The 26002-nt window shown below is 62.8% G+C and carries 18 protein-coding genes; 7 read left to right on the top strand and 11 right to left on the bottom strand.

Annotated elements, in window-relative coordinates; translation table 11 throughout:
- Positions 1-385: 385 nt before the first annotated feature.
- A complete protein-coding gene (gene cobA, locus HXS66_RS12260; RefSeq protein ID WP_255303227.1) occupies positions 386-1354 on the bottom strand; it encodes a uroporphyrinogen-III C-methyltransferase in 969 nt (322 codons plus the stop codon).
- On the bottom strand, positions 1323-4172 hold the full coding sequence (locus HXS66_RS12255) for a nitrate reductase (RefSeq protein ID WP_218015170.1): 2850 nt from the start codon (positions 4170-4172) through the stop codon (positions 1323-1325). The genes cobA and HXS66_RS12255 overlap by 32 nt, the downstream gene beginning before the upstream one ends.
- 791 nt (positions 4173-4963) lie before the next feature.
- Between HXS66_RS12255 and HXS66_RS12250 the strand changes: the two genes are divergently transcribed.
- Genes HXS66_RS12250 through nirD form a run of 3 tightly spaced genes read left to right on the top strand, consistent with a single transcriptional unit; the run spans position 4964 to position 9470 of the window.
- Positions 4964-6376, top strand: coding sequence for an NAD(P)/FAD-dependent oxidoreductase (locus HXS66_RS12250; RefSeq protein WP_176503635.1), 1413 nt, complete (start codon positions 4964-4966; stop codon positions 6374-6376).
- The gene (nirB, locus tag HXS66_RS12245) at positions 6373-9027 is read left to right on the top strand and encodes a nitrite reductase large subunit NirB (RefSeq protein WP_176503634.1); all 2655 of its coding nucleotides are present in this window, start codon (positions 6373-6375) and stop codon (positions 9025-9027) included. Before HXS66_RS12250 ends, nirB begins: the two co-directional genes overlap by 4 nt.
- Positions 9024-9470, top strand: a complete 447-nt coding sequence (nirD, locus tag HXS66_RS12240) for a nitrite reductase small subunit NirD (RefSeq protein ID WP_077378144.1) — start codon at positions 9024-9026, stop codon at positions 9468-9470. Before nirB ends, nirD begins: the two co-directional genes overlap by 4 nt.
- 462 nt (positions 9471-9932) lie before the next feature.
- Here nirD and HXS66_RS12235 read toward each other — a convergent pair whose 3' ends face one another.
- The 6 genes from HXS66_RS12235 to HXS66_RS12210 all read right to left on the bottom strand — a co-directional run bounded on the left by HXS66_RS12235 (position 9933) and on the right by HXS66_RS12210 (position 16865).
- Positions 9933-10862, bottom strand: coding sequence for a branched-chain amino acid ABC transporter permease (locus tag HXS66_RS12235; protein ID WP_218015173.1), 930 nt, complete (start codon positions 10860-10862; stop codon positions 9933-9935).
- Positions 10863-10935: 73 nt separating this feature from the next.
- Positions 10936-11823 carry a branched-chain amino acid ABC transporter permease gene (locus HXS66_RS12230; RefSeq protein ID WP_176494279.1) on the bottom strand — a complete coding sequence of 296 codons (888 nt, stop codon included), beginning with the start codon at positions 11821-11823 and terminating at the stop codon, positions 10936-10938.
- Positions 11824-11930: 107 nt separating this feature from the next.
- Complete coding sequence (locus HXS66_RS12225) at positions 11931-13112, bottom strand: ABC transporter substrate-binding protein (RefSeq protein WP_103751461.1); 1182 nt, start codon at positions 13110-13112, stop codon at positions 11931-11933.
- A gap of 228 nt (positions 13113-13340) precedes the next feature.
- Positions 13341-14174, bottom strand: coding sequence for an ABC transporter ATP-binding protein (locus tag HXS66_RS12220; protein WP_176503632.1), 834 nt, complete (start codon positions 14172-14174; stop codon positions 13341-13343).
- The gene (locus HXS66_RS12215; RefSeq protein WP_176503631.1) at positions 14171-15004 is read right to left on the bottom strand and encodes an ABC transporter ATP-binding protein; all 834 of its coding nucleotides are present in this window, start codon (positions 15002-15004) and stop codon (positions 14171-14173) included. The genes HXS66_RS12220 and HXS66_RS12215 overlap by 4 nt, the downstream gene beginning before the upstream one ends.
- A 478-nt stretch (positions 15005-15482) precedes the next feature.
- Positions 15483-16865 (bottom strand): L-serine ammonia-lyase, encoded by a 1383-nt coding sequence (locus HXS66_RS12210; RefSeq protein ID WP_077378125.1) that lies wholly within the window; start codon positions 16863-16865, stop codon positions 15483-15485.
- A 216-nt stretch (positions 16866-17081) separates the two neighbouring features.
- Between HXS66_RS12210 and HXS66_RS12205 the strand changes: the two genes are divergently transcribed.
- The 3 genes from HXS66_RS12205 to HXS66_RS12195 all read left to right on the top strand — a co-directional run bounded on the left by HXS66_RS12205 (position 17082) and on the right by HXS66_RS12195 (position 19540).
- Complete coding sequence (locus HXS66_RS12205; protein WP_077378122.1) at positions 17082-18056, top strand: LysR substrate-binding domain-containing protein; 975 nt, start codon at positions 17082-17084, stop codon at positions 18054-18056.
- Between the two features lie 147 nt (positions 18057-18203).
- A complete protein-coding gene (locus tag HXS66_RS12200; RefSeq protein ID WP_103751455.1) occupies positions 18204-18938 on the top strand; it encodes a hypothetical protein in 735 nt (244 codons plus the stop codon).
- A 275-nt stretch (positions 18939-19213) separates the two neighbouring features.
- Positions 19214-19540 carry a S24/S26 family peptidase gene (locus HXS66_RS12195; protein ID WP_077378119.1) on the top strand — a complete coding sequence of 109 codons (327 nt, stop codon included), beginning with the start codon at positions 19214-19216 and terminating at the stop codon, positions 19538-19540.
- A gap of 162 nt (positions 19541-19702) precedes the next feature.
- On the opposite strand, the gene rpoD is transcribed toward HXS66_RS12195, so the two are convergent.
- The 3 genes from rpoD to rpsU all read right to left on the bottom strand — a co-directional run bounded on the left by rpoD (position 19703) and on the right by rpsU (position 24366).
- Positions 19703-21541 carry an RNA polymerase sigma factor RpoD gene (gene rpoD, locus HXS66_RS12190; RefSeq protein WP_077378116.1) on the bottom strand — a complete coding sequence of 613 codons (1839 nt, stop codon included), beginning with the start codon at positions 21539-21541 and terminating at the stop codon, positions 19703-19705.
- 309 nt (positions 21542-21850) lie between these two features.
- Complete coding sequence (gene dnaG, locus HXS66_RS12185) at positions 21851-23905, bottom strand: DNA primase (RefSeq protein ID WP_176503630.1); 2055 nt, start codon at positions 23903-23905, stop codon at positions 21851-21853.
- Between the two features lie 245 nt (positions 23906-24150).
- On the bottom strand, positions 24151-24366 hold the full coding sequence (gene rpsU / locus HXS66_RS12180) for a 30S ribosomal protein S21 (RefSeq protein ID WP_024951433.1): 216 nt from the start codon (positions 24364-24366) through the stop codon (positions 24151-24153).
- A 422-nt stretch (positions 24367-24788) separates the two neighbouring features.
- On the opposite strand from rpsU, the gene tsaD reads away from it, so the two are divergent.
- Complete coding sequence (gene tsaD / locus HXS66_RS12175) at positions 24789-25829, top strand: tRNA (adenosine(37)-N6)-threonylcarbamoyltransferase complex transferase subunit TsaD (protein WP_176503629.1); 1041 nt, start codon at positions 24789-24791, stop codon at positions 25827-25829.
- The last annotated feature ends 173 nt before the right edge of the window (positions 25830-26002 follow it).

The raw sequence follows: 26002 nt of genomic DNA, 5'->3' as shown, positions 1-26002 counted from the left end.
ATATTCTATCCGGAACGCTTGAGAAGTCAAGCACTTGATGATGAGTCAATCGACTGCCTCTAAGCATCATCCAGCGGTGAGGAGCGTTGCTCGATCACCTGTTCCGTAAGGAGTGCGGCGTATTCTAGCGAATCGCCCGGAATTGTCAATCGATGATTTGGAAGCGGGCTTCAAAAACATCAAATAAAACAATCACCTGCAAACCTCTTTCACCGCTGGTAACGCCATGCGTCCCCGGCAGCGGATGCGTACTTTACGCATTCACCGGCCTGGTTTCAAGGACTTGTGGATAAAAGATTCATCCACATGCCCTCCAGAACGACTCCCCTTCTGACCCCGTGACAAGACTGGCCACCTTGCAGCCGCCTCGGCGCGGCTGATCTTGTCAGGCGACACACGCTTCGCGCTCTGAGGAATGTGCCATGGCCGCAGCCATCACGAGGTCTCGCCCCGCTGCCATCTCGCACACGCTGCCCACGATGATCAGGCAGGGTGTCGGCAGCGGGCGTTCTGCCAGACGAGCCACCATGTCACCCAAGGTGCCGTGCAAGGCCTGCTGCTCGGGGAGGCTCGCATTGGCCACCAGCATCATCGGCCAGTCTGACGGCAGACCATGGCGCTGCAGCTCATCACAGATGGTGTCGAGGCGATTCAGCCCCATATAGAAGAGCAACGTTTCATCCCGGCGTGCCAGCTGCTGCCATTCGGGCTGGTCATTCCGGTTGCACAGCTGGGCGGTCACAAATCGCAGCCGCTGAGCATGAGCCCTGTCGGTGAGCGGCATGCCCAGCGAAGCTGCCGCACCGGCGGCCGCGGTGATGCCGGGAACGACATGACGGGTGATGCCAGCCTCATCAAGTGCCGCCAGCTCTTCTCCCATGCGCCCGAAGATACCGGGATCCCCGCCCTTGAGCCTGACCACACGCATGCCCTCCTTGGCCAGACGCACCATCAGCGCGCCGATCTCGTCCTGGGGTACGCTGTGATTGCCGCAGGCCTTGCCGACGTAATAGCGCTCACAGTGCATCGGGAGCTGAGCCAGAATCTCGTCACCGACCAGGCGATCATAGACCACGGCATCCGCTGCATTGAGCATTCTCCAGGCCTTGAGCGTCATCAGATCCGGATCCCCCGGGCCGGCTCCGACCAACGCGACCTGCCCCGGAAGAAGCCCGCCCCAGGCAGGCGTGATGGCCCCGGCATCAGCCCGTGATCGTGCCTGCCCGCCAATGGCACGCCACTCGCGACGCGACAGCAAGCCTTCCGTCAGCCGTGCCATGGAGATGCCGAGGGTTGCTGAATTGATGCTCGATGCCATCAGGTCACGCCATTTCCAACGAATCAGTCCGCTCATCGGATCGCTCCTCTTCCACAAGACGTTTGAGTTCAGGCAGGCAGGAGCCACAGCGAGTGCCGCAGGCCAATCGCGCCCCCAATGCTTCCACGCAACGGTCACCCGACTGGATGGCCTGCCGAATCGTGAGTTCGCCGACCTGATGGCAGGCGCATACCATCGTCCCGACATCCGCCTGACCAGAGAGGCGTCCGGCGAGGAGACTGCGACGCTCAAGTGCAGAAAGCTGGTCAGAGGCGAAACATTCCCCCAGCCAGGCAATGTTGGGCTGTCGGTCGGAGCGTGCCGCGCCAGCGGTGACCTTCAACCACCAGATCAGCCGTCCCTCACGAAAACCTGCGGCACTGATGCCTCCCTGTGCCACATCCTGTGCCCAGAGCCCCGCCTGAACACTCAGATGCCTTTCACACCAGAGCGCCCAATCCGGCTGCCCTTCCCCTGCCAGCTGATAGCGCACCAATGTCGCCTGCGGGATGCGCGCCCAATAGCATCCCTCGAGCTCTGTCATCGCGCCTGCAAGATCTTCATGCCCACCCCATACGCCAGGGGCGATCAGCAAGGTGGCCTGCCATTCACAGGGCAATGGCATGACATCGACCGCGCCATGCTTGGATTCCGGCTGACCGGAGAAAGGATCGACCAGGCCGGCCAGCAACGCCCCGGCGCGCCCGTGACTGGCGAAGTGATCATTCCAGTGCATGGGGATGAACACCTCACCCTGACGCTGGCCATGACTGATACGCACACGCGCACGATAGTCGCCACGCACGCTCCCCTGCTCATCACGCCCTGCAAGCTGCGCCAGAGCCCCCTCCTGCAGACCGCGAGCCGCGGCATCCTGCGGGTGAAGCTCCACGAAGGGTTCGGCGCGATGATTCATCAGGCGCGCGCTGCGCGCAGTCCGTGTCATGGTGTGCCACTGATCACGAATGCGACCGGTATTGAGGCGCAGCGGTGTCGCATCACTCAGCGCCTGATGCGGCAATTGCGGGGTCACGGGCACCAGCCGCGCGCGACCATTCGGCGTATTGAAGGTGGCATCCTCGAACAACCGCAATGTGCCGATGAGCTCCCCCTTCTCACCACGCCGTACCGGCCATTGAATCGGTCTGAGCGCGTCATAGCCCTCGCGATCCAGCTCGGCCAGCGGCGCGATGTTGAACAGCCGCCTGATCGAGGAAGCCGCCAGAGGCTTGCTGCCCGCCTTGTGACGTGGCGCGACGTTGCGGAAGCCGGACAACCTGGCGTGCTCACGGAAGATCGCGTGGGGCCCCGAGTAGCCAAATGCCGCCTGGTACCCCATGCGCTTGCCGACCTCCGCCAGCTGCCACCAGTCGTGACGTGCCTCGCCCGGCGGTGCGAGCAACCCACGCTGACGCGAGATGCAGCGCTCGGAATTGGTGACGGTGCCATCCTTCTCGCTCCAGCTGCTGGCCGGCAACACCACATCGGCATACGCCAGGGTGTCGCTGTCCGCCATGCACTCGGAGACGATCACCAGCGGACAGGCCGCCAGCGCCGCACGTACGCGCGTACTGTCCGGCAGACTGACCGCCGGATTGGTCGCCATGATCCATAGCGCCTGTATCTCTCCACGCTCGATCGCCGCGAACAGTTCGACCGCCTTGTGCCCCGGCCCCTGAGGGATATTCGGGGCGTTCCAGAATTCACCGACCAGCTCCCGCGCGCCCAGCGTCTCGTAGTCCATGTGTGCCGCCAGCTGATTGGCCAGTCCACCGACTTCCCGGCCGCCCATCGCGTTGGGCTGTCCGGTGATCGAGAACGGTCCCGCCCCCGGCAGCCCGAGCTTGCCCCCGGCCAGATGGCAATTGATGATCGCATTGCCCTTGTCGGTACCGCTGGTCGATTGGTTCACACCCTGGGAGAACAGCGTCACCACATGCAACTGGGTCGCGAACCAGTAATAGAAAGTCTCGAGACGCTCCACATCGACATCACAGTCACGCGCGATTGCCGCCAGCGAACAGTCTTCCCGCCTTGCCGCCTTGAGCGCCGCATCGAAGCCCTGGGTGTGCGCCTTCAGATAGAGGCGATCCAGGCGTCCGCGATCTGCCATGTAGGCCAGCAGACCATTGAAGAGACGCGCATCACTGCCGGGACGCAGGCCAAGATAGAGATCGGCGATCTCGCAGCTGTCGGTCACCCGGGGGTCGATCACCACGATTCGCAGCAATGGATTGTCGATACGCGCCTGCTTGAGCCGCTGAAACAGCACCGGATGGTTCCAGGCCAGATTGCTGCCGACCAGCACGACCAGCTCGGCACGCTCGAGGTCCTCGTAACTGCAGGGCACGGCGTCCGCTCCGAAGGCACGCTTGTGAGCCACGACGGCCGAGGCCATGCACAGTCGCGAATTGGTATCCAGATGAGGAGTACCGATGAAGCCCTTGAACAGCTTGTTGGCGACGTAATAGTCCTCGGTCAGCAGCTGCCCCGAGAGATAGGCGGCGATGCTTTCTCCGCCATGCGTCCTGCTCAGATCAGCAAAGCGTGCGGCGATCAGGTCCAGCGCCGTCTCCCAGCTCACCTCTCGCAATACCCCGGCCTCATCACGCACCTGCGGCATCGTCAGACGCCCATCGGCCGACAGCGTCTCGGCAAGCGCGGAGCCCTTGACGCAGAGCCGGCCATGGTTGGCCGGATGCGCGACATCACCACTCAACGACACGATGCGCACACTGTCCTGGTCCTGCTCAAGCTCGACCGCCACACCACATCCGACACCGCAATACGGGCAGGTGGTGGTGGCACGACATCTAGCAGGTTGCGGGGCGTCTGGGGGATTCCTGACTTGCATCGACATCACTCCCTGGTGCATTGAGCACAGAACGTTGACCACGAAAAAGGCGCCTGACGACCGAGCACGAAGCGTGCGGTCATCAGGCGCCTTTGCCTGTTGCTGATATCTGTTCACTGACTAGGTATCTGACCCGGTTCGGGTCATCGCGCGGACTGACTGATCAAGCCGCCATTGGCCGGATGTAATGCCCGACGTCATTGCTGACGCGAACATGGATCCCTCAGTCATGTCTGCACATGAATGCGGTAAAAGAGGCAGATACCAGACCAATCATTTCTCTTTCTCTTTGATAACAGCAACTTGCACCATTCATCCTCACCAGTCTGTCGACAGGAGCCGCAAGACCCTGCCGCTCACTCCGCCTTGTCGCACCAGCCCTGTGCATCCTTGAGACTTCCTGCACCATTCCCTCACGACAGGCGGCTCCCATGGCGCCTCAAGCCACTCGAAAACACCTGACCCTCGACATCGAAATACTCACAAACCAATGAAAGTTGGTGGTTTTTCCTCAGGCGGCACCAAATTCGCTGTATTCCTGACAGGTTGGGTCAATGACGACCCCGAATCGCAGGTCTCGCCGCGCATCCATGCGGATGCACGGCAGCCAACGGTCCGCCAGACCTGCCGCAGTCCCGAGTGACAGCCGTATCGTCGCGCAGCACTGCAACTCGCTATCCAATGCTTAGCCCTCATCTTCCAGGCAAAGGCGCCTGCTTGACGTCGTGAACTTCACGGCGGCAAGCAGGCGCTTTTTTTTTGCACTCGATATCCCATCGCAAGGAGGCAGCATGCATCCGTCATCTTCCACCGGCGACACGACCCCGTCCCTGATCATCATCGGTCATGGCATGGCGGCGCAGAAGCTGCTGGAGCAACTGGTCGCGCTGTCACCTGATCGCCAGCTCCCCTGGGCAGTCACGGTGATCGGTGAAGAGCCTCACCTGCCCTACAACCGCATTCAGCTCTCCCCACTATTGGCAGGCGAGACGCAAGCCGATGACCTGATCAGCCAGCAGGCCGACTGGTTCTCGCTGCATGGCATCACACGGATCAGCGGTGATCCCGCCTGTCAGATCGACCGCGCCGCCCGCTGTGTCGAGACCGCCAGCGGTCGCCGCATTCCCTATCAGCGTCTGGTGATCGCCACGGGGTCACGCCCGGCGCTGCCACTGCCGCTCCCCGCTCACCTGCCTCAGGCACTGGATGCCAATGACTGGCCACCGGGACTGATGGGCTTTCGTGACCTCAGGGATGTCGAGCAGATGCAGGCCGCCTGTCGCACCGGAGCCGGTCACGACGGCAATGCCCTGGTGATCGGCGGCGGCCTGCTGGGGCTCGAAGCCGCCGAGGGCCTGCGCAAGGGTGGCCTTGAGGTGACGCTACTACAGCGCAGCGAGCGCCTGATGAACCGTCAGCTGGATGACGTGGCCGCCGGCTTGCTGGAGCAGGAGCTGAGCGAGCGCGGCCTCGAGATCATCACCGACGCGCATCTTGAGCAATGGCTCGAGACGCCGGCGGGCCGCATCACTGGCGTGCGTCTCAAGGATGGCCGTGAACTGCACGCCGGACTGACCATCGCCGCCACTGGCATCCGCCCCAAGATCACGCTTGCGCGTGCTGCCGGCCTGGCCTGCCAGCGCGCTGTCCAGGTCGATGGCCACCTGCTCACGAGCGATCCGCACATTCACGCGCTGGGCGAATGCTGTGAGGTGGAGGGCGAGACCTTCGGTCTGATCGAGCCCATCTGGGCACAGATCGAGGTGCTCGCACGCCATCTTCTTGAGCAAGCGACCCCGCCCTATCGCAATGCCCCCCTGGCCACCCGCCTCAAGGTCAGCGGTATCGACCTCTACAGCTGCGGCGAGCTGATGCCACATCCCACTGACGAGGTGCTGGTCTATCAGGACCACGCCCTGGGTGACTACCGCCGACTATTGCTGCGCGATGAGCGTCTGGTCGGCGTGGTGCTCTACGGCGATGTCAGTGCCGGCAACGCGCTGTTCGAAGCCCTCAAGGCAGGCACACCACTGACAGCGATTCGTGACGACCTGCTGCTCATGCCCGCACAAGCGCTGGCACAACTGGACGAGACACCCTCTGGCCCACCGAATGACCCCGGCGGCAGAGCGACCCACCAGAACACTGCATCTCAACATCCTGATCGCGACACCACCCCTGACACCTTCGAGGAGGCCGCATGAAACACCTGATCATCATCGGCAATGGCATGGTAGGCCATCATTGCGTCGAGCAGCTGATCGCGCTGGGCGCCACCGCGCACTACCAGATTCATGTCTTCGGCGAAGAGCGCCACATCGCCTACGACCGTGTACATCTCTCGGAGTACTTCACCGGACGCGATGCCGATTCTCTCGCGCTCGGCAGCGTGGAGGATTACGCCAGCGCCGGTATCACGCTGCACCTCGACGAGTGCGTCACGGCGATCGATCGCGACGGCGGCCATGTCATCACTCCCCAAGGGCGCTATCCCTACGACAGCCTGGTGCTGGCCACCGGCTCCACGCCTTTCGTGCCGCCCATCCAGGGCCTTGGCGAGCCAGGCAGCGAGGCTGCCGCCAGCAATCGGCTGGTCTACCGCACCCTGGAAGACCTCGACCAGATACGCGCCGCTGCCGACGGCAAGACACGAGGCGTGGTGGTCGGTGGCGGCCTGCTGGGACTTGAGGCTGCCAACGCCCTCAAGTCACTCGGTCTGGAGGCGCATGTGGTCGAATTCGCGCCACGCCTGATGCCGGTGCAGCTGGATGAGGATGGCGGCCTGGCACTCAAGCAACACATCACTGCGCTGGGCGTGGGAGTGCACCTCAATCGCGCCACCACCGACATCGTGCCCGGCGAGGAGTACCAGTGGCGGATGAATTTCTCCGACGGTGAGCATCTGGAAGCGGATCTGATCGTGTTCTCCGCCGGCATCCGTCCTCAGGATGCACTGGCACGCAGCGCCAGCCTCGAGATCGGCGAGCGCGGAGGCATCATCATCGATGACGAATGCCGCACCTCGGACCCGGAAATCTTCGCCATCGGCGAGTGCGCCCTGTGGCAATCGCGCATCTTCGGGCTGGTCGCGCCCGGCTATCAGATGGCACGCGGCGTGGCGTCCCTGCTGGCCGCCAGCACAGGAGATGCCACAAGCGATGCGCAGGAGCGCTTCCGCTTCCAGGGCGCCGACATGTCCACCAAGCTCAAGCTGCTGGGGGTGGATGTCGGCTCCATCGGTGACGCCCACGGCAAGAGCGAAGGCGCGATCAGCTATCGTTACTGCGATGAAGCCGAAGGTGTCTATCGACGCCTTGTCGTCTCACAGGATCGCAAGCAGGTACTGGGCGCGGTGCTGATCGGTGACAACTCGCGCTACGACACCCTGCTGCAGTACGTCACCAATGGCATCGCGGCGCCCAAGGACCCGGCGGCACTCATCCTGCCGAATGCCAGTGGCGAGTCCATCACCCTGGGCGCGGATGCCCTGCCTGACAGCGCCACCCTGTGCTCCTGCCACAACGTTTCCAAGGGGGATGTGTGCAGCGCCATCGACGCCGGCAACAGCGATCTGGGCGCCATCAAGGCCTGCACCAAGGCCAGTACCGGCTGCGGGGGCTGTGCGGCGCTGCTCAAGAAGGTGGTGGATGCCGAGCTGGAAAGTCGTGGCGTCGAGGTCGATCGCTCGCTGTGCGAGCACTTCGCGCATACCCGTCAGGAGCTCTACTCGCTGGTGCGCGTCGAAGGCATCCAGACCTTCGCCGAGCTGATGGCCAGCCACGGTCGCCATCCCGATGCCCTGGGCTGCGAGGTCTGCAAGCCCGCGGTGGGCTCGATTCTGGCCTCGTGCTGGAATGCGCCGATCACCGAGGCCTCGCACATTCCGCTGCAGGACACCAATGACACCTTCATGGCCAACATGCAGAAGAACGGCACCTACTCCGTGGTGCCACGCATTCCCGGCGGCGAGATCACGCCGGACAAGCTGATCGCCATCGGCGAGATCGGCAAGCGCTACAACCTCTATACCAAGATCACCGGCGGGCAACGCATCGACCTCTTCGGCGCCCAGCTGCATGAACTGCCGGATATCTGGGGTGAATTGATCGCCGCCGGCTTCGAGACCGGCCACGCCTACGGCAAGTCCACCCGTACGGTGAAATCCTGCATCGGCAGCACCTGGTGTCGCTATGGCGTGCAGGACAGCATGGCGATGGCGCTGACGCTGGAAGACCGCTACAAGGGCCTGCGTTCACCGCACAAGCTCAAGTTCGCCGTCTCCGGCTGTACCCGCGAATGCGCCGAGGCCCAGAGCAAGGATGTCGGCGTGATCGCCACCGAGAACGGCTGGAACCTCTACGTCTGCGGCAACGGCGGCATGCGCCCGCGTCACGCGGAGCTGTTCGCGACCGATCTGGATGACGAGACACTGATCCGCACCATCGACCGCTTCCTGATGTTCTACATTCGCACCGCCGATCGCCTGCAGCGCACCTCTGTCTGGCGCGAGGGCCTCGAAGGCGGGCTCGACTATCTGAAGGAGGTGATTCTCGAGGACAGTCTGGGGCTTGGCGAGACCCTCGAGGAGCAGATGCAACAGGTGGTGGACCGCTACGAGTGCGAATGGGCCAATGCCCTCAAGAGTCCCGAGAAGCTCAAGCGCTTCCGCCACTACGTGAATGACCAGCGACCCGACCCGGCCGTGGTCAACATCATCGAGCGTGACCAGATACGCCCGGCAAGCCGCGGCGAGCTGATCACCAGTGACGGCGGCTCTCTCGATGAGGGAACGGACTCAGGCATCAGCCTGGCAACAGAACTGACGGCCAACCTGGCCACGGAGGTGCGCTCATGACATCGCCTGCACTCGCTTCCACACCGCTCTCCACAGCGTGCCACACGGCACAGGACACGGCACCTGACACCTCAACCAAGGAGGAGTCGCCACTTCGCTGGGTGACACTCTGTCAGCGCGGGGACCTGGTGCCGGGCTCCGGGGTGGCCGCCTGGCTGGAACAGGCCGGCCAGGACTTCCAGATCGCGCTGTTCACGCTACCCTCCAGCGCGGACAGCGACGCCCTCACGCTGTTCGCCATCGACCATCATGATCCGGTATCCGGCGCCAACGTGATCGCCCGCGGTCTGCTGGGCGATCATGCCGGTGAGCCACTGGTGATCTCGCCGCTCTACAAGCAGCGCTATCGACTCAAGGATGGCCAATGCCTGGATGACGAGACGCTCTCGCTTCAGGTGTGGCCGGTTCGCCTCGAGGGGGATGCCGTGCAGATACAGTGCTAGCGGACAGGCCGATGCCTGAAAAGCACATAAGCTATTGATGACGTAAGGATATGCTCGAAAAATGGCACATATTTGGTGCACAACCATGCTGCAACGCACCATGATCCGCCCGGCAATGCGCACGCCTCGACTCGCCTGACCGCCACCTGGCAGGCATCTGGCGAAGAGAAAACACTCAAGCTATTGATTTTGAATGACTTGCTAGAAAGCTGGCACCAGGTATGCAATCTATAAAGCGAGATGGCAAATGGCGGCTATCTCGCATGGCGTGCTCATTGCTGAGTCGAGGATCCGGGACCGGCGTATCCCCCTCGATATACAATGGCATTTAAGTCCACCCACTTGGGTGGACTTTTTTTATGCCTGAAGTCATCAGCAAGCCATTGATTTTCTTTGCTTAAGAGCAAAACGCGCCACCCGCACCTTCTTGCTGACCTCGCTTCTCATCACCACCCTCGCCGCTCACTTTTCTTCCCGCTGCTGACGACGCGCGATCCAGCGTTGGCATTCCCCGATGATGCCGCTGCGGAAGCTGAGCACGCAGACCACGAAGATGGCGCCCAGTATCACGCTGACCCAATCCCCCAGCGCGGACTGCGCCAGCTGATGCTGAAGCCCGATGACCAGTCCGGAACCCACCAGCGGCCCGAGCAGCGTGCCGACACCGCCCAGCAGTGTCATCAGGATCACCTCCCCCGACATGTGCCAGCTGGCATCGCCCAGCGAGGCGAGCTGGAACACCAGCGTCTTGGTCGCTCCCGCAAGGCCCGCCAGCCCCGCCGACAGCACGAAGGCGACCAGCTTGTAGGCATCGGTGTGATAGCCCAGCGAGATGGCACGCGGCTCGTTCTCGCGAATCGCCTTCAGCACCTGACCGAAGGGGGAATGCACCACACGGCGGATCAGGGCAAAGGCCGCCACGAAGATCGCGAACACGACGTAATAGAGCGTGTGGTTGTCCGCCAGATCGAACACGCCGAACAGCTCACCTCGCGGCACACCATGCAAACCATCTTCCCCATGGGTGAACGGCGCCTGGATGAAGAAGAAGAACATCATCTGTGCCAGGGCCAGCGTGATCATCGCGAAGTAGATGCCCTGCCGCCGAATGGCCAGCGCGCCGAACAGCGTGCCGAGCACCACGGCCCCCAAGGTGCCGGCCACGATGCCCAGCGCGGGGCTCAGGCCCGGATACTCCGCGAGCAAGAAGCCGGTGATATAGGCGCCCGTGGCCAGGAAGGCGGCATGCCCGAAGGACAGCAGCCCCACGAAGCCGAGCAGCAGATTGAAGGCGCTCGCGAACAGCGCGAAGCACAGAATCTTCATCAGAAAGACGGGATAGGCGACCCAGGGCGCCAGCAACCCGAGCAGGAACAGCACGAGATACAGCATGCCCAGCGGGGTGATTCTGCGCGGCGCGCTGCCTGCACGCGCGGCCTGGTGGTCCTGTTGCAGTACGGCCATGTCAGGCCTCCTTTCCGAACAGCCCGGCGGGGCGAAGCATCAAGACCATCACCATCACCACGAAGATCACGGTATTGGCGGCCTCGGGATAGAACACCTTGGTCAGCCCCTCGATCAGCCCCATCGCGAGCCCGGTGAGGATGGCACCGAGAATCGAGCCCATTCCGCCGATGACCACCACCGCGAACACCACGATCAGCAGGCTCGAGCCCATGGTCGGCGAGACGGGATACAAGGGCGCGGCCAGCACGCCGGCGAAGGCGGCAAGCGCCACGCCGAGTCCGTAGGTCAGCGACACCATCAAGGGCACATTGATGCCGAAGGCCTGCACCAGCTCCGGATTCTCGGTTCCCGCGCGCAGATAGGCACCGAGGCGCGTGCGCTCGATCAGGAACCAGACTCCGAAGCAGACCACCAGTGCCGCTACCAGCACCCAGGCGCGATAGGTGGGCAGGAACATGAAGCTCAGCTTGAAGCCGCCACTCAGCGCCTCGGGAATCGGATAGCTCGACCCCGAGACACCGAACAGATTCACCAGCGTGCCCTCGAGGATCAGCGCCAGACCGAAGGTCAGCAGCAGGCCATAAAGGTGATCGAGATGCTGGATGCGGCGCAGCAGGAAGCGCTCGACAAGAATGCCCAGCGCCCCCACCACCAGCGGCACCACGATCAGCGCCGCCCAGTAATTGAGCCCCAGATACTGCGCCCCCAGCAGCGCCGCGAAGGCCCCCAGCATGTACTGGGCACCATGCGCGAAGTTGATGATGCGCAACAGACCGAAGATCACCGCCAGCCCCAGACTCAGCAATGCATAGAAGGCACCATTGATCAGCCCCAGCATCAGCTGGCCGAACAGTACCATCAGGGGTATTCCAAGAATCATCGTCATCCGCTCAGTCCTTTTCAGCGCCCACTTGCGTCAGCCGTTCGGCGCTGCCGATCCCGTGATCAGCAGCGCCATGCCATACGTCTCAGCGACTCGACTGACGTTCGCCTTCAGCCCTTGACCAGCTCGCACTGGCTGTCCGCCAGCGGTCGGTAGGCCTCAGCGCCGGGAATGGTGCGGATCACGTCATAGACATCCCACTCGCCTTGGGACTCGGCGGGCGTCTTGACCTTGACCAGGTACATGTCGTGCACCATGCGCCCATCGGCACGGATGGTGCCGTTGTTGGCGAACATGTCATTGACCGGCGTCTCGCCCATCTTCGCCCGTACGGTGGCGGTGTCATCACTGCCGGTGGCTGCCACCGCATTCAGGTAATGCAGGGTGCTTGAGTAGATGCCGGCCTGGACCATGGTCGGCATGCGCGCATTGCGCTCGTGATAGCGCTGGGACCAGGCACGCGTCTCGTCATTGAGGTCCCAGTACCAGCCGGTGGTGAGCTGCAGCCCCTGCGCGACCTCAAGCCCCAGCGCGTGCACGTCGTTGAGGAAGATCAACAGCCCTGCCAGCGACTGCCCCGACTGCACCACGCCGAACTGACTCGCCGTGGTCAACGCATTGACGGTGTCCGCCCCGGCGTTGGCCAGCCCGACGATCTTGGCGCCGGAACCCTGCGCCTGCAGGATGTAGGAGGAGAAATCACTGGTCGGGAACGGATGACGCACCTTGCCGACGATGCTCCCGCCGTTCTCGGTCACCACCTTTTCCACATCCCCTTCCAGGGCATGACCGAAGGCATAATCCGCAGTCAGCAGGAACCAGCTGTCGCCGCCTTCATCGACGATGGCCTTGGCCGTGCCATGCGCCAGCGGATAAGTGTCATACACCCAGTGGACATGATTGGGCGTGCAATGCTCATTGGTGATGCTGGAGGCCGCCGAGCCGGAGACGATTCCCAGCGTGTCCTGTTCGGCGAGAATCCGCGTCACCGCGATGCTCACCGATGAGGCCACCAGGCCTGCGACCATGTCGACATTCTGCTGATCGATCCAGCCGCGCACCGTATTGGCACCGACATCGGCGCTGTTGCGGTCATCGGCACTCAATACCTCGATCGGCATGCCGTTGACGCTGCCGCCGAAGTCCTCGACCGCCATCTTGAGCGCATCCAGGCCGCCCGGGCCTGCCAGGTCACGATAGGTGCCCGACATGTCGGCCAGATAGCCGATCTTGATCACGCCGTCACTGATATCGGCCTGCGCGATTCCCGCCGACAGCAGTGACCCCATCATGAGCGCGGACAGCGGCCACAGGCGCCGGCGTGTGGCCGCCGTGATGCGACGTGACAACGGTGACGCGACAGGGGTGGCGTTGGATGAAACGGTGGCGTGCATGACATCTCCAGACCGGTTTACCCGGCAATATTGTGATTGTTGTGGTGAGACGTACGGACTTCAGATTGGCGAGCGCAACGGCGGTGCATGGCGGCAAGCCCGGTGCAGCTCAGCCCGACCGGGAGTTCAGACCCCCAGTACCTTGTGCAGATATTCGTGGCGTGCCGGCAGCTCAGCGGCGGAGATCTCCTCAAGAATGGTGCCGTGCTCCATCAGGTAATGGCGGTCGGCCAGTGGTGCGGCAAAGCGGAAATTCTGCTCGACCAGCACGATGGTCATGCCACGCGCCTTCAGCAGCATCAGCACCTCACCCAGCTTCTGATTGATGACCGGCGCGAGGCCCTCGGTGATCTCATCCAGCAACAGCAGGTCGGCCCCGGTTCTCAGGATGCGCGCCAGCGCCAGCATCTGCTGCTCGCCACCGGAGAGGCGCGTGCCCTGGCTGTTGCGCCGCTCATGCAGATTGGGAAACAGCGCGTAGAGCTCATCCAGCGACATGCCCTGATTCTGACCCTGACCCTGACCCTGACGCTGGCTCTGGCTCTGGCTCTGGCTCTGGCCCTGGCCATGCCCTGCGCCCTTGACCATCGGTGGCAACAGCAGGTTTTCCTCGACGCTCAGACTCGAGAAGATGCCACGCTCCTCGGGGCAGTAGCCCACACCGAGATGGGCGATGTGATGCGGGGCCAGCTTCATGGTGTCGCGACCCTTGAGAAAGATCCCGCCACTGCGCCGGCCGACCATGTTCATGATCGCGCGCAGCGTGCTGCTGCGGCCGGCACCATTGCGACCCAGCAAGGTCACCAGCTCGCCGCGCCGCACCGTCATGTTGACGCCATGCAGCACATGGGACTCGCCATACCAGGCGTTCAGCTCGCGCAGACAGAGCTGCTCTTGCGGCGTGGCGGAGTCACTCGCAGAGGCCTGACGCTTGGCCGGGCTTTCCAGAATCTCGGTCATGAAACTTCCTCGCGCTGATCCGCTGTGACATCGGTCACCTCGCTGCCCAGATACGCCTCGCGCACCTCGGGGTCGGCCGATACGCTGGCGTAGTCGCCTTCCGCCAGCACGCGTCCGCGCGCCAGCACACTGATGCGGTCACACAGACGACTGACCACGCTCAGGTTGTGCTCGACCATCAGCACCGTGCGCCCACGTGCCGCGACGCGAATCAGCTCGACCACGCGGTCTACATCCTCGGCGCCCATGCCCTGGGTCGGCTCATCCAGCAGCATCACCGTCGGCTCCAGTGCCAGCGTGGTGGCGAGCTCCAGCGCACGCTTGCGGCCATAGGGCAGACTGGCCGTCACTCGGTTGGCGTCCTCGCGCAGCCCCACCTCTTCCAGCAGATGCAGCGCCTGCTCATTGAGGCTGTCGAGGCTGCGCTCGGACTTCCAGAAGTGAAACGAGGTGCCCTGTGAGCGCTGCAGTGCCACCCGCACATTCTCGAGTACCGTCATCTGCGCGAAGACTGCGGATATCTGGAAGGAACGCACCAGCCCGAGACGCGCGATCTCATGCGAGCGCATGCGGGTGATCGACTTGCCACGATAGAGAATCTCGCCACGGGTCGCGGGCAGGAACCGGGTCAGCAGGTTGAAGACCGTGGTCTTGCCTGCGCCATTCGGTCCGATGAGCGCATGGATGTGGCCTTCCTGAATCTGCAGATCGACATCATCGACAGCGGTGAAACCACGAAAATCCTTGCTCAGGCCACGTGTCTCGAGAATGGGCGCCGTGGCAGAGGCACCTCCACTGGCGCGCGGTCCCTGAATGGGAGGTGATGGCATGTCGGGTCTCCGTCCCTGTCCGGCAAGCCGGCAGTGTCTGTGCGACAAGGCTGAGTGAAGAGGCGCTGGCGCCGCCCGACAGGGGCGTTGCACTCAGCGCAATTAACGTTAACGTAAACTAGAACACTACCACTCACGCTGCCAGCCTCATCCCACGTCACTCGACCAATAGCCGATATATCAGTTTCTGCTTGATCATCGACAGGCGCGAAATATCGGGCATGGCGATGCCAGCGGCAGGTGATTGCCGCCAGGGCACGCGCAAGGGGACGATTCCTTGCCAGATATCAGGCGTCGGGTGGTGACGGTCGGTGAAAGAGACGCACAAAAAAGACGCCATCCCGGTCACGGAAATCCGTGCCGAGAGGCGTCAATGAGGGTTGCCGAGCACATGATCTCTGGCCGGAGACCATGCGTTAGCCTCCGAAGATGGCAAGACTTCAGAAGAGAAAAGAGAGCGTCGGAACAGGGAGCCGCATCAGCACTCGATGGCGTTGACGGCGAGCCCGCCCTTGGAGGTTTCCTTGTACTTGTCCTGCATGTCGCGGCCGGTGTCGCGCATGGTGCGGATCGCCTTGTCCAGCGAGACGAAATGATCCCCATCGCCACACATCGCCATCTGGGCGGCGTTGATCGCCTTGACCGAGGCAATCGCATTGCGCTCGATGCAGGGAATCTGCACCAGGCCGCCGATCGGGTCACAGGTCAGCCCCAGGTTATGCTCGAGACCGATTTCCGCGGCGTTCTCGACCTGCTCCGGCGTCGCGCCCATCAGCTCGGCAAGGCCGGCCGCCGCCATCGCGCAGGCGGAGCCCACCTCGCCCTGACAGCCGACTTCCGCCCCGGAGATGGACGCGTTCTTCTTGCACAGGATGCCCACCGAGGCCGCCGTGAGCAGGAAATCGACCACATCCTCCTCGCGCGCATCCTCCTGGAATTTCATGTAGTAGCTGAGCACCGCCGGAATGATGCCCGCCGCGCCATTGGTCGGCGCGGTGACCATGCGACCACCAGCGGCATTCTCTTCATTGACCGCCAGCGCGAACAGGTTGACCCAATCCATCGCCGAGAAGGTCGAGGTGATGATCGACTTGCTGGATTCCACATCCAGAAGACGCGCGTGCAGCCGCTTGGCACGCCGCTTGACGTTGAGCCCACCGGGCAGAATGCCCTCATGGCTGAGGCCGTTGTCGATGCATTCGTTCATCACCTCCCAGATGCGCCACAGACCGCGACGCACCTGAGCTTCGCTGCGCAACGAGCACTCATTGGCCATCATCAGCTCACTGATGCGCATCTTGTGCATGCGACACAGCGCCAGCAGCTCATTGGCGGTATTGAACTCATAGGGAAGGCGCAGGGTTTCGTCTTCCAGCAACGGATCACGCGCCGCTTCCACCTCATCGACCACGAAGCCGCCGCCTACCGAGTAGTAGACATTGCGGTACAGCTCCTCACGGTAGCCATGCGCCACCAGACGCATGGCATTCGGGTGATAGGGCAAGGGCTCGTCGTGCCACTGCATGTCGCGCACCCACACGAAGGGCACCGCGATGCGGTTGTCGAGCAGCAGCGTCTGGGATTCCAGCAGCTCCTCGACGCAGGGCTCGATGATGGTCGGGTCGATGGTCTCGGGCAGCTCGCCCATCAACCCGAGGATGGCAGCCTTGTCGGTGCCATGCCCGACACCGGTCGCGGACAGCGAGCCATGCAGCTGCACCTCGATGCGCGCCACACGCTCGAGCAGATCCCTTGCGCGCAGCGTTTCCACGAATTGTGCGGCAGCGCGCATCGGGCCGACGGTATGCGAGCTGGACGGACCGACACCGACCTTGAAGAGATCAAATACGCTGATGGACATGACGACACCTCATCTCGAGTTCCCGCCGAGCCAGTGGCCGTGCGAGTGAATGACGCCATGATGAGGGAGGGGCACCACAGTCACAAACCATAAAAATTGCCCATGGCTTTAGTTTTACTAAACTATACGAGACAAAAACGGCGTAGACTGTGTCATAAGCGTCACCCCTGTTCAGTCAGCATCCATCTGTCGTCTCTTGCCAGCACGAGTTCCAGCATGCCCAAGCCCTCCGACTCGCCACTCGCCACGCCTCACCCCATCAGCCCACGCCATCTCAATGGCCAGACCCACGCCTGGCTTCAGGTATTCGCCTGTGCGGCTCGGCACGCTTCCTTCACGCGTGCCGCCGAGGAACTGCATGTCACCACCGGTGCAGTCAGCCAGCAGATCAAGCAGCTGGAGGAGCGGCTGGGCTTCAAGCTGTTTCTACGCCGTTCACGCGGGCTGGAACTGACGGGGGAAGGTGCGCGTCTGGCACGCGTGGTGGAGCAGTCCTACGGCGCAGTGGGGCTGGAGGTCAAGCGGCTGCGCAGCGGCCTGATGAGCGGCGTGCTGCGCTTGCGCTCGGTGCCGTCTTTCCTCTCGAAATGGCTGGCACCACGCCTGCCCCGCCTGCAGGCACGCTTCCCGGACATCGAGCTGCACGTACGTGCCGAGGACAGTGACTCACCCTTGCGCGAGGGGGATTTCGAGCTGGCGGTCGACCTCAACGATGGCCACTACCCCGGCATGCAGGTCACGGAGCTGATGGAAGAAGAGATCTTCCCCGTCTGCCACCCCGGCCTGATGCGCGGCCGCCCCCCACTGCGCAATGCTCAGGATCTCGCCTGGTACCCCCTCCTGCATGACGTCACTGCGTGGCGCGGCAGCCACGACCATGCCGAATGGGAATTCTACCTGGCGAGCATCGGCGCACCGGAGGTCAACGTTCAGCGTGGCTATACCTTCAATCGCAATCATCTCTCGATGGAAGCGGCCATCGCCGGCATGGGCGTCGCCATGGCAAGACGCACCCTGATCACCCATGAACTGAACAGCGGCATCCTGATTGCCCCGTTCGCGGAGCGCGTGCTGACCGGCAAGCGTTACGTCATCGTCCATCCCCACGGCACTCTGGACGATGGCCGTATCCAGGCCGTGCATGACTGGATCGTCGAAGAGGCCGAGCGCGACCGACTGAGACAGGGATGAGTGATTGATGACGCGACATCGATGCTCAAATGGCACCTCACAGTTTTCTTAAGGCAATATTAACCCGCCACCTTTGCATCGTTATAATGAGCAGGCAAACGACACCCTCACCCTGACAGGCAGTCCATGGACTGTCCGGAGAGTCCCTTGTCTCGCCTGACCTCACAGACACGACACCACCATACCGTCCCGCTGCCCATCAGCGCCGAACAGCCTCTTTATGGTCGCAAGCCGACCTCGCTGTTCATGCAGGCCTGCCTGCGCCTGGCCATCTATGCCCCCGTGGTGGCAGCGATGATGTCGCTGGTAATGCATGATGCCCATCACTTCGGCGATGTCGGCTTCAGCGAAGCCAGCTGGACGGAACACATGCAGAGCACCCTGCTGGCGCTGAGTGCCGCCACCATGTGGCTGGTACATTCACGCCTGCCGGATCTGCGCACCGTCAGCCTGCTGCTGTTCGGCCTGTTCGCAGCGTCATTGATCCGTGAACAGGACGCCATGCTCGATGGCATGCTCGGTGATGGCAGCTGGCAGATCCTGGTCAGCGTGGTCGCGATTCCGGTCATCATCGGCGTATGGCGCCATCGCACCCGCTTCGTGGCCGAGTTCGAACACTTCGGTCGCAGCTTCGCCTTCGGATTGTTTGGCGCCGGCTTCCTGGCCACCTATGTCTTCTCGCGCCTCTATGGTCGCTCGGAGTTCTGGGAAACCCTGATGGGCAGCGCCTACCTGCGCTCGGTCAAGAATGCTGCCGAGGAAGTCACCGAACTGTTCGGCTACACCTTGATGGCGATCGCCGTGGCCGAAATCGTGCTGCTGGCCATTCGCATGGGTCGCCAGCGCCGTGCCCGACTGCGCGAACTCGACGCCGCACTCTGACGCACATCGCTCGAGTCCCTCTCCAGCGCCGCTGGAACCCCGAGAATCCCGCACGTTCGTGATACCGAAGAAGCCGCTGCTCACCATGAGCCGCGGCTTTTTTTTCGGCCCTTGCCCGGCACCATCCCTCCGTCCGGGGATGAGAATGCCTGGACATCAAATGAGAATGATTATATTTTACTAAGCAGTGGATATCCTACAACTATCACCACTGCTCAGGAAAGACACCGACAAGACCCCGACCGTGTCATGCCCTCACCTTCAAGGAGCCTCACATGCGCTGGTTCAACAGCTACCGCCTGCACGGTCATAGTCTTGCCCCCCGCCTCCCGCAGCACAGTCTGGTCATCAGCATGCGCTGGCCTGGACACTGGCCCTTGGCACCGGGTACCACCATCGTGGTGGAACACCCGACGCTGGGACGGCTGATCAAGCATGTAGATCGCATCGACCACCACGGCCGCCTCTGGCTGTACGGAGAGCACCCCGATGGCTTGAGCAGTGAGCAGATGGGCCCGGTGTCCCGCCAGTGCGTCAAGGGACGCGTCATCTTCAGCGTGGCCGCGACCTCATCCTCGCATCAGCTGGGGCATGGAGCCTGACGGCACCACCACTCAGCGCATCGCAAGACGATCATGTCCGCCTGCCATCCACGCCATTCACTCGCGACCAGAAACGACAACGCCCGCCTCCCATTCGCATGGGGGCGGGCGTTGTGCTGTCAGCGGGGCCAGCGGCTGAACCGTGGCTCCGAACGCTTCAGATCACTCTTCCATGAAGGAACGCAGTGACTCGGAGCGTGACGGGTGACGCAGCTTGCGCAGCGCTTTCGCTTCGATCTGACGGATACGCTCACGGGTGACATCGAACTGCTTGCCGACTTCCTCGAGGGTGTGGTCGGTGTTCATGTCGATACCGAAACGCATGCGCAGCACCTTGGCTTCACGTGCGGTCAGGCCGGACAGGATGCCGCGGGTCGCTTCGATCAGACCTTCGCCGGTGGCGGAGTCGATCGGCGAGACCATGGTGCCGTCCTCGATGAAGTCACCCAGGTGCGAATCATCGTCGTCACCGATCGGCGTCTCCATGGAGATGGGCTCCTTGGCGATCTTGAGCACGCGACGCACCTTGTCTTCCGGCATCTCGAGGCGTTCACCCAGCTCTTCCGGCGTCGGCTCGCGACCCATTTCCTGCAGCATCTGACGCGAGACACGGTTCAGCTTGTTGATGGTCTCGATCATGTGCACCGGAATACGGATGGTGCGCGCCTGATCCGCGATGGAGCGCGTGATCGCCTGACGGATCCACCAGGTGGCGTAGGTCGAGAACTTGTAACCACGACGGTACTCGAACTTGTCCACGGCCTTCATCAGGCCGATGTTGCCTTCCTGGATGAGATCCAGGAACTGCAGGCCACGATTGGTGTACTTCTTGGCGATGGAGATGACCAGACGCAGGTTGGCCTCGACCATTTCCTTCTTGGCACGCCGCGCCTTGGCTTCACCGATCGACAGGCGACGATTGACTTCCTTGAGCTCGCTGACCGGCAGCTGGACCATGTCCTGCTCGAAGGCGATCTTGCGCTGGGCACGCAGCACGTCGGCACGGAACGGCTCGAGCTTGTCGGCGTACTTCTTGCTGCCGCCGATGAAGCTGTCGAACCAATCCATGTCGGACTCGTGGCCCGGGAAGGCCTTGATGAAGCTCTTGCGAGGCACCTTGCCGCGCTTGACGAAGATCTGCAGGATGACCTTTTCCTGCTCGCGCACCTGCTCGACGGACACGCGAACCTGACCGACGAGGCGCTCGAAGTGCTTGGGCACCAGCTTGATCGGCGAGAACAGCTCGGCAAGACGCTCCTGCTCGGCCTTGGCCTCAGGAGAACCTGAACCGTACTTCTCGATGGCGGCCTTGGTCAGATCATTCTGCTCGCGAATCTGCTCGAAGCGCACGCGTGCAAGCTCAGGGTCCGGACCACCCTCGGAAGCGGAGTCGTCCTCGTCGTCGTCCTCGCCTTCAGACTCCTCGCCTTCCTCGACTTCCTCGACTTCCTCGACCTCGACTTCAGCGACACCCGGTACGCCTTCATCCGGATCGATGAAACCGGAGAACAGGTCGGACAGACGTCCGCCGTCCTCGCCGAGCGTGCCATCGTAGGCTTCGAGAATGGAGTCGACCGCTCCCGGCAGGAAGGCCAGAGACGACATGACCTCACGCGTGCCTTCCTCGATCCGCTTGGCGATCTTGATCTCGCCTTCACGGGTCAGGAGTTCGACGGTACCCATTTCACGCATGTACATGCGGACCGGGTCGGTCGTGCGTCCCACATCGCTTTCCACCGCGGCGAGAGCAGCGACGGCTTCTTCGGCGGCGGACTCGTCAGTGGAGGAATCAGACATCATCAAGGTATCGGCATCAGGCGCTTCTTCAGCGACCTTGATGCCCATATCGTTGATCATGCTGATGATGTCTTCCACCTGTTCTGGATCAGCGATATCCTCGGGCAGGTGATCGTTGACCTCGGCATAGGTCAGGTAACCCTGTTCCTTGCCGCGCGCGATCAACTCCTTGAGACGCGACTGCTGCTGCGCATTACCAGCCATAGAACCCCTAATCTCGACGAAGAAGAATGAAGCACCTGGACGCGACGCTGCTCAGCGAGTAAGCGCCGGTTAGGGACGAAGAGAGCATCAAGCGCACCAGTATAGCGTGCCATCGGGAGATGCTGCCAGCGGCGTATTTGCCGGACCATCCAGGTGTGTTAGCGTTATCGGTTACGTTGCGGCAGTCCGCATCGGGAACTACCCCATTAGATAGTGTGTGTGAGAGCGTCTTTCAAGGTCAGCCAACGCTTTTTCATCCGCGAGGACGGCCCATCTCCCACATGCGGTCACCGAAAGGCTCCGTGAGCTTCAGCGCCGCGTTGCCAGCTGCATCAGCAGGGCCATCAGCCGCTGCTTCTCCTCAGCCGACAGCTTCTCGCCCTGCTTTTCCTTGGCCAGCAAGGCCTGGTATTCCGCCTCGGGTGACGTGCGCGCCAGCTGATGCTGGCAATGCTCCACCAGCCCCTTCAGCTCCTCGCTGCGCACTTCACGCGGGATGAGCAGCTCACGCGCGGCCAACTGCTCGAGGCGCGGCCCCTGAGCAGTGCCCAGAAAGTGCGCCAGCAGCACCTGAGGCGAACGATACTGGCCAGCCTTGAGCAATCTCACCACCTCGACCAGCAGACGGACATCCTCACTGTCTGCCGGCTCGCCGGCGCCTTCGATCCATTCATCGCTGGCCGGCAGCTCCGCCACCAGCTGCGGCTCATGCACCAGAAGGTGCAGCAGGCGCGTCAGCATGCTGACCGAGTGACGCGGTGACGTCTTGCGCGCCGCGCCATGCGAGGCAGCGCCCGGACGAGACCGCCCACCCGAGGCACCACCAGCCTCCGGGGGTGGCGCCCAGTCCTCCGGCTGCCAGCCCTCTGCATCCTGCTCACCGAAGCCGGCATCTGCCATCGCATCCAGCGATGACCAGTCGCCACCCTGCGGTTCATTCAGACTGCCACCTTCCAGGCGATTCCCCGCCGGAGCGGCGGAGTGCGACTGGCGCAGCTGCTGATGCTGCCGGAGACGCGCCTGCTGGGCATCACGCGCCGCGGCACGCTCCACCAGCATGGCATCCAGCCGCTCACGCTCCAGGCCACTGCGGCGCTCCAGCTCCTTGAGCAGCAGTGAACGCAGCACCCCCTCGGGCACCCGGGAGATCCATTCCAGCGCCTGGGTCACGAAGCGCTCCAGCTGCTCCATGCGCTTGAGGTCGCGCCCTTCCGCCGCCTGCTCGAACAGGAATTCGGAGAGCCCCGAGGCGCAGGTCACCCGCTTCTCGAAGGCTTCCTGCCCTTCACTGCGCACCAGCGAATCCGGGTCTTCACCCTCAGGCAGGAACAGGAAACGTGCCTGGCGGCCATCGATCATGACGTCCAGCACCGTCTCCAGTGCCCGGCGCGCGGCCTGACGGCCAGCCTTGTCACCGTCGAAGCAGAACACCACTTCATCGACCAGCCGATAGAGGCGCTTGAGGTGCTCCTCACTGGTCGCGGTGCCCAGGGTGGCGCAGGCATTGCGAATGCCATACTGCGCCAGCGCCACGACGTCCATGTAGCCCTCGACGATCAGCATGCGCTCAAGCTTGCGATTCGCCTCGCGGGCCTCATACAGGCCGTAGAGCTCACGCCCCTTGTGGAAGACAGGCGTCTCGGGGGAATTCAGGTATTTGGGTTTCGCATCGCCCATCACGCGACCACCGAAGGCGATGGTGCGCCCCTTCCAGTCACGGATCGGGAACATCACGCGATCGCGGAAGCGGTCATAGCGCCGCCCACTCTCCTCGTGATGGATCAGCAGGCCGTACTCGATCTGCACCTCTTCGCTGACACCCAGCTTGCTCAGATGGTGCTTGAGATGTTCCCAGCCCTGGGGCGCAAAGCCGATACCGAAATCGCGCATCACCTCACGCGACAGCCCACGCCCCTCAAGATACTCACGGGCGGACTGTGCGGCAGGTTCCGTCAGGCGCTGGCGATAGAAGTCAGCCGCCGCCTCAAGCAGATTGACACCCTCTTCACGGGCCTGCTCGCGGCGCTGGCGCTCACGACGTTCATGGGGGCTCTGATTGCCGCCTTCACGGGGCACCTCGAGCGCCAGACGCGAGGCGAGCTGCTCGACCGCTTCCGGAAACGGCAGACGATCGAATTCCATCAGAAACTTGAGGGCACTGCCGCTCGCCCCGCACCCGAAGCAGTGATAGAACTGCTTGTCCGGAATGACGTTGAACGAGGGAGAGTTTTCCTGATGGAAGGGGCACAGGCCGACATAGCTCTTGCCAGCCTTCTTCAACTGGACACGCTCACCTACCACCTCGACCACATCGGTACGGGCCAGCAGATCGTCTATGAAGCCTTGCGGGATGAGACCAGCCATGGTTCGCCAGAAGTCATGGAAAAACGGACTGACCCCAACGCAGTGAGTCGACCTCACGCCAACGGGCGATCACATCGACGACAGCGCTCGGGTCAGGCCATCCCTCGAGAAACAGCAACGTGTGCAGTGAACTGACACACGACTCGGGAACAAACGGATCACCAGAGACAAAAACAAGCGGCCACCGTGAGGCAGCCGCTTGGTGTCCTTCCAGAGAGCAGTGGATCACTCCCCAAAAGTACGGATCAGTAGAGACGCTCGAAACGCTTGCGCTCACGCTGAACCTTCTTGGCGTGGCGCTTTACAGCGGCCGCCTGCTGACGCTTGCGAACAGCGGTCGGCTTCTCGTAGTGCTCACGACGACGCACTTCGGAAAGAACACCGGCTTTTTCGCAGGAGCGCTTGAAACGGCGCAGGGCGACGTCGAACGGCTCGTTGTCACGTACTTTAACTGAAGGCATTAAACACTCACCTACCTTGAGATCATGAGTTCGGTTTGAACGCACATCCGGTGCAGCCACTCCTCAGGAGCCACCAGCCAGCGACGGTAAACCGCCACCTGCAGGTCGATCCAGCATCAATCAGTCGCCTGCGACACCACCGGTGAGGGTAGCCGTCGCTGGCTGGAATCATGATTCGGGGAGCTTTTGCGGGGTGGTCGGATGCACGACCCAGTCTTGCAGAGTGCCATATTCTAGACACCCGTCCCCGCCTTTGCAAACGCGGAAACCGGAAATCGTCTCTCGCATAACGCCAGCTGGCGCGACACCCGTGCTCACAGCCAGTAGAATACGCATTCACGGCACCCTCGCCTCTCGGGCTCGCTCAGGCAGCCTCGCTGGCCGTGCCGCCCTCTACTTCTGATATTTCCTGAGAGTCAGCCATGCGTGTGCTCGGCATCGAGACTTCCTGCGACGAGACCGGCGTCGCCATCTACGACACGGACCAGGGCCTGCTTGCAGACGCCCTCTACAGCCAGATCGCCATGCACGCCGAATTCGGCGGTGTGGTGCCGGAGCTGGCCTCTCGCGATCATACCCGCAAGCTGCTGCCGTTGATCCAGCAGGTGATGGACGAGGCGAATCTGAAAGCCGCTGACATCGATGCCATCACCTATACCGCAGGCCCGGGGCTGGTGGGCGCCTTGATGGTCGGCGCCTCGACGGCCCATGGCCTGGCCAGAGCCTGGCAGATTCCGGTGCTCGGGGTGCATCACATGGAAGGCCATCTGCTGGCCCCAATGCTGGAAGACGACGCACCGGAATTCCCCTTCGTGGCGCTGCTGGTCTCCGGTGGCCACACACAGCTGGTGGCGGTACGCGGGCTGGGCGAGTACGAGCTGCTGGGCGAGTCCGTGGATGATGCCGCAGGCGAGGCCTTCGACAAGGCCGCCAAGATGCTGGAACTGCCCTACCCCGGCGGGCCGCAGGTTGCCAAGCTGGCCGAACAGGGCGATCCGAAGCGCTACCGCTTCCCGCGCCCGATGACGGATCGCCCCGGACTGGATTTCAGCTTCTCGGGCCTCAAGACCCACACCATGGTCACCCTCAAGAAGGCAACGGCCAGTGGCGAGCCGGACGAACAGCATCGCGCCGACATCGCGCGCGCCTTCGAGGAAGCCGTGGTCGACACCCTGGTCATCAAGTGCCGCCGCGCGCTGGATCAGACCGGCCTCAAGCGTCTGGTCGTGGCGGGCGGCGTCAGTGCCAATACCCGCCTGCGCGAGCGCCTGAGCCATGAACTGGCCAAGCGCAACGCCCGCGCCTACTATCCGCGCGGTCGCTTCTGTACCGACAATGGCGCCATGATCGCCTACGTGGGTGCACAACGACTGAACGCCGGTGAGCAGGACACTGGCCCGATGAAGGCCGTACCACGCTGGCCTCTCGATAGCCTGTCCGCGCCGCAGGGGCATCACGACTGATCACTGCCGCTCCCGGCGCGTCTCGGCGGGCGTGAAAAGGCGTAGCTGCGATGAAACGGCTACGATGAAAACGGTTCCGATGAAAACAGCAACGCCCTGCCGGGCTACCCGGCAGGGCGTTCGTGCTTCATGTGGCGCAGGTCATGGCGCGAGCGTCATTCAGCGACGTGATC

The sequence above is a fragment of the Cobetia sp. 5-11-6-3 genome (genome assembly GCF_013374055.1).
GTDB lineage: Bacteria > Pseudomonadota > Gammaproteobacteria > Pseudomonadales > Halomonadaceae > Cobetia > Cobetia marina.
The sequence above is the reverse complement of the archived record's forward strand: the minus strand, read 5'-3'. Positions and strand labels throughout refer to the sequence as shown.

Bases quoted from the DNA above. Each gene is read 5' to 3' on its own strand.
- cobA (WP_255303227.1), bottom strand. From the start codon at position 1,354: ATGAGCGGACTGATTCGTTGGAAATGGCGTGACCTGATGGCATCGAGC.
- HXS66_RS12255 (WP_218015170.1), bottom strand. From the start codon at position 4,172: ATGCAAGTCAGGAATCCCCCAGACGCCCCGCAACCTGCTAGATGTCGT.
- HXS66_RS12250 (WP_176503635.1), top strand. From the start codon at position 4,964: ATGCATCCGTCATCTTCCACCGGCGACACGACCCCGTCCCTGATCATC.
- nirB (WP_176503634.1), top strand. From the start codon at position 6,373: ATGAAACACCTGATCATCATCGGCAATGGCATGGTAGGCCATCATTGC.
- nirD (WP_077378144.1), top strand. From the start codon at position 9,024: ATGACATCGCCTGCACTCGCTTCCACACCGCTCTCCACAGCGTGCCAC.
- HXS66_RS12235 (WP_218015173.1), bottom strand. From the start codon at position 10,862: ATGCTGTATCTCGTGCTGTTCCTGCTCGGGTTGCTGGCGCCCTGGGTC.
- HXS66_RS12230 (WP_176494279.1), bottom strand. From the start codon at position 11,823: ATGACGATGATTCTTGGAATACCCCTGATGGTACTGTTCGGCCAGCTG.
- HXS66_RS12225 (WP_103751461.1), bottom strand. From the start codon at position 13,112: ATGATGGGGTCACTGCTGTCGGCGGGAATCGCGCAGGCCGATATCAGT.
- HXS66_RS12220 (WP_176503632.1), bottom strand. From the start codon at position 14,174: ATGACCGAGATTCTGGAAAGCCCGGCCAAGCGTCAGGCCTCTGCGAGT.
- HXS66_RS12215 (WP_176503631.1), bottom strand. From the start codon at position 15,004: ATGCCATCACCTCCCATTCAGGGACCGCGCGCCAGTGGAGGTGCCTCT.
- HXS66_RS12210 (WP_077378125.1), bottom strand. From the start codon at position 16,865: ATGTCCATCAGCGTATTTGATCTCTTCAAGGTCGGTGTCGGTCCGTCC.
- HXS66_RS12205 (WP_077378122.1), top strand. From the start codon at position 17,082: ATGCCCAAGCCCTCCGACTCGCCACTCGCCACGCCTCACCCCATCAGC.
- HXS66_RS12195 (WP_077378119.1), top strand. From the start codon at position 19,214: ATGCGCTGGTTCAACAGCTACCGCCTGCACGGTCATAGTCTTGCCCCC.
- rpoD (WP_077378116.1), bottom strand. From the start codon at position 21,541: ATGGCTGGTAATGCGCAGCAGCAGTCGCGTCTCAAGGAGTTGATCGCG.
- dnaG (WP_176503630.1), bottom strand. From the start codon at position 23,905: ATGGCTGGTCTCATCCCGCAAGGCTTCATAGACGATCTGCTGGCCCGT.
- rpsU (WP_024951433.1), bottom strand. From the start codon at position 24,366: ATGCCTTCAGTTAAAGTACGTGACAACGAGCCGTTCGACGTCGCCCTG.
- tsaD (WP_176503629.1), top strand. From the start codon at position 24,789: ATGCGTGTGCTCGGCATCGAGACTTCCTGCGACGAGACCGGCGTCGCC.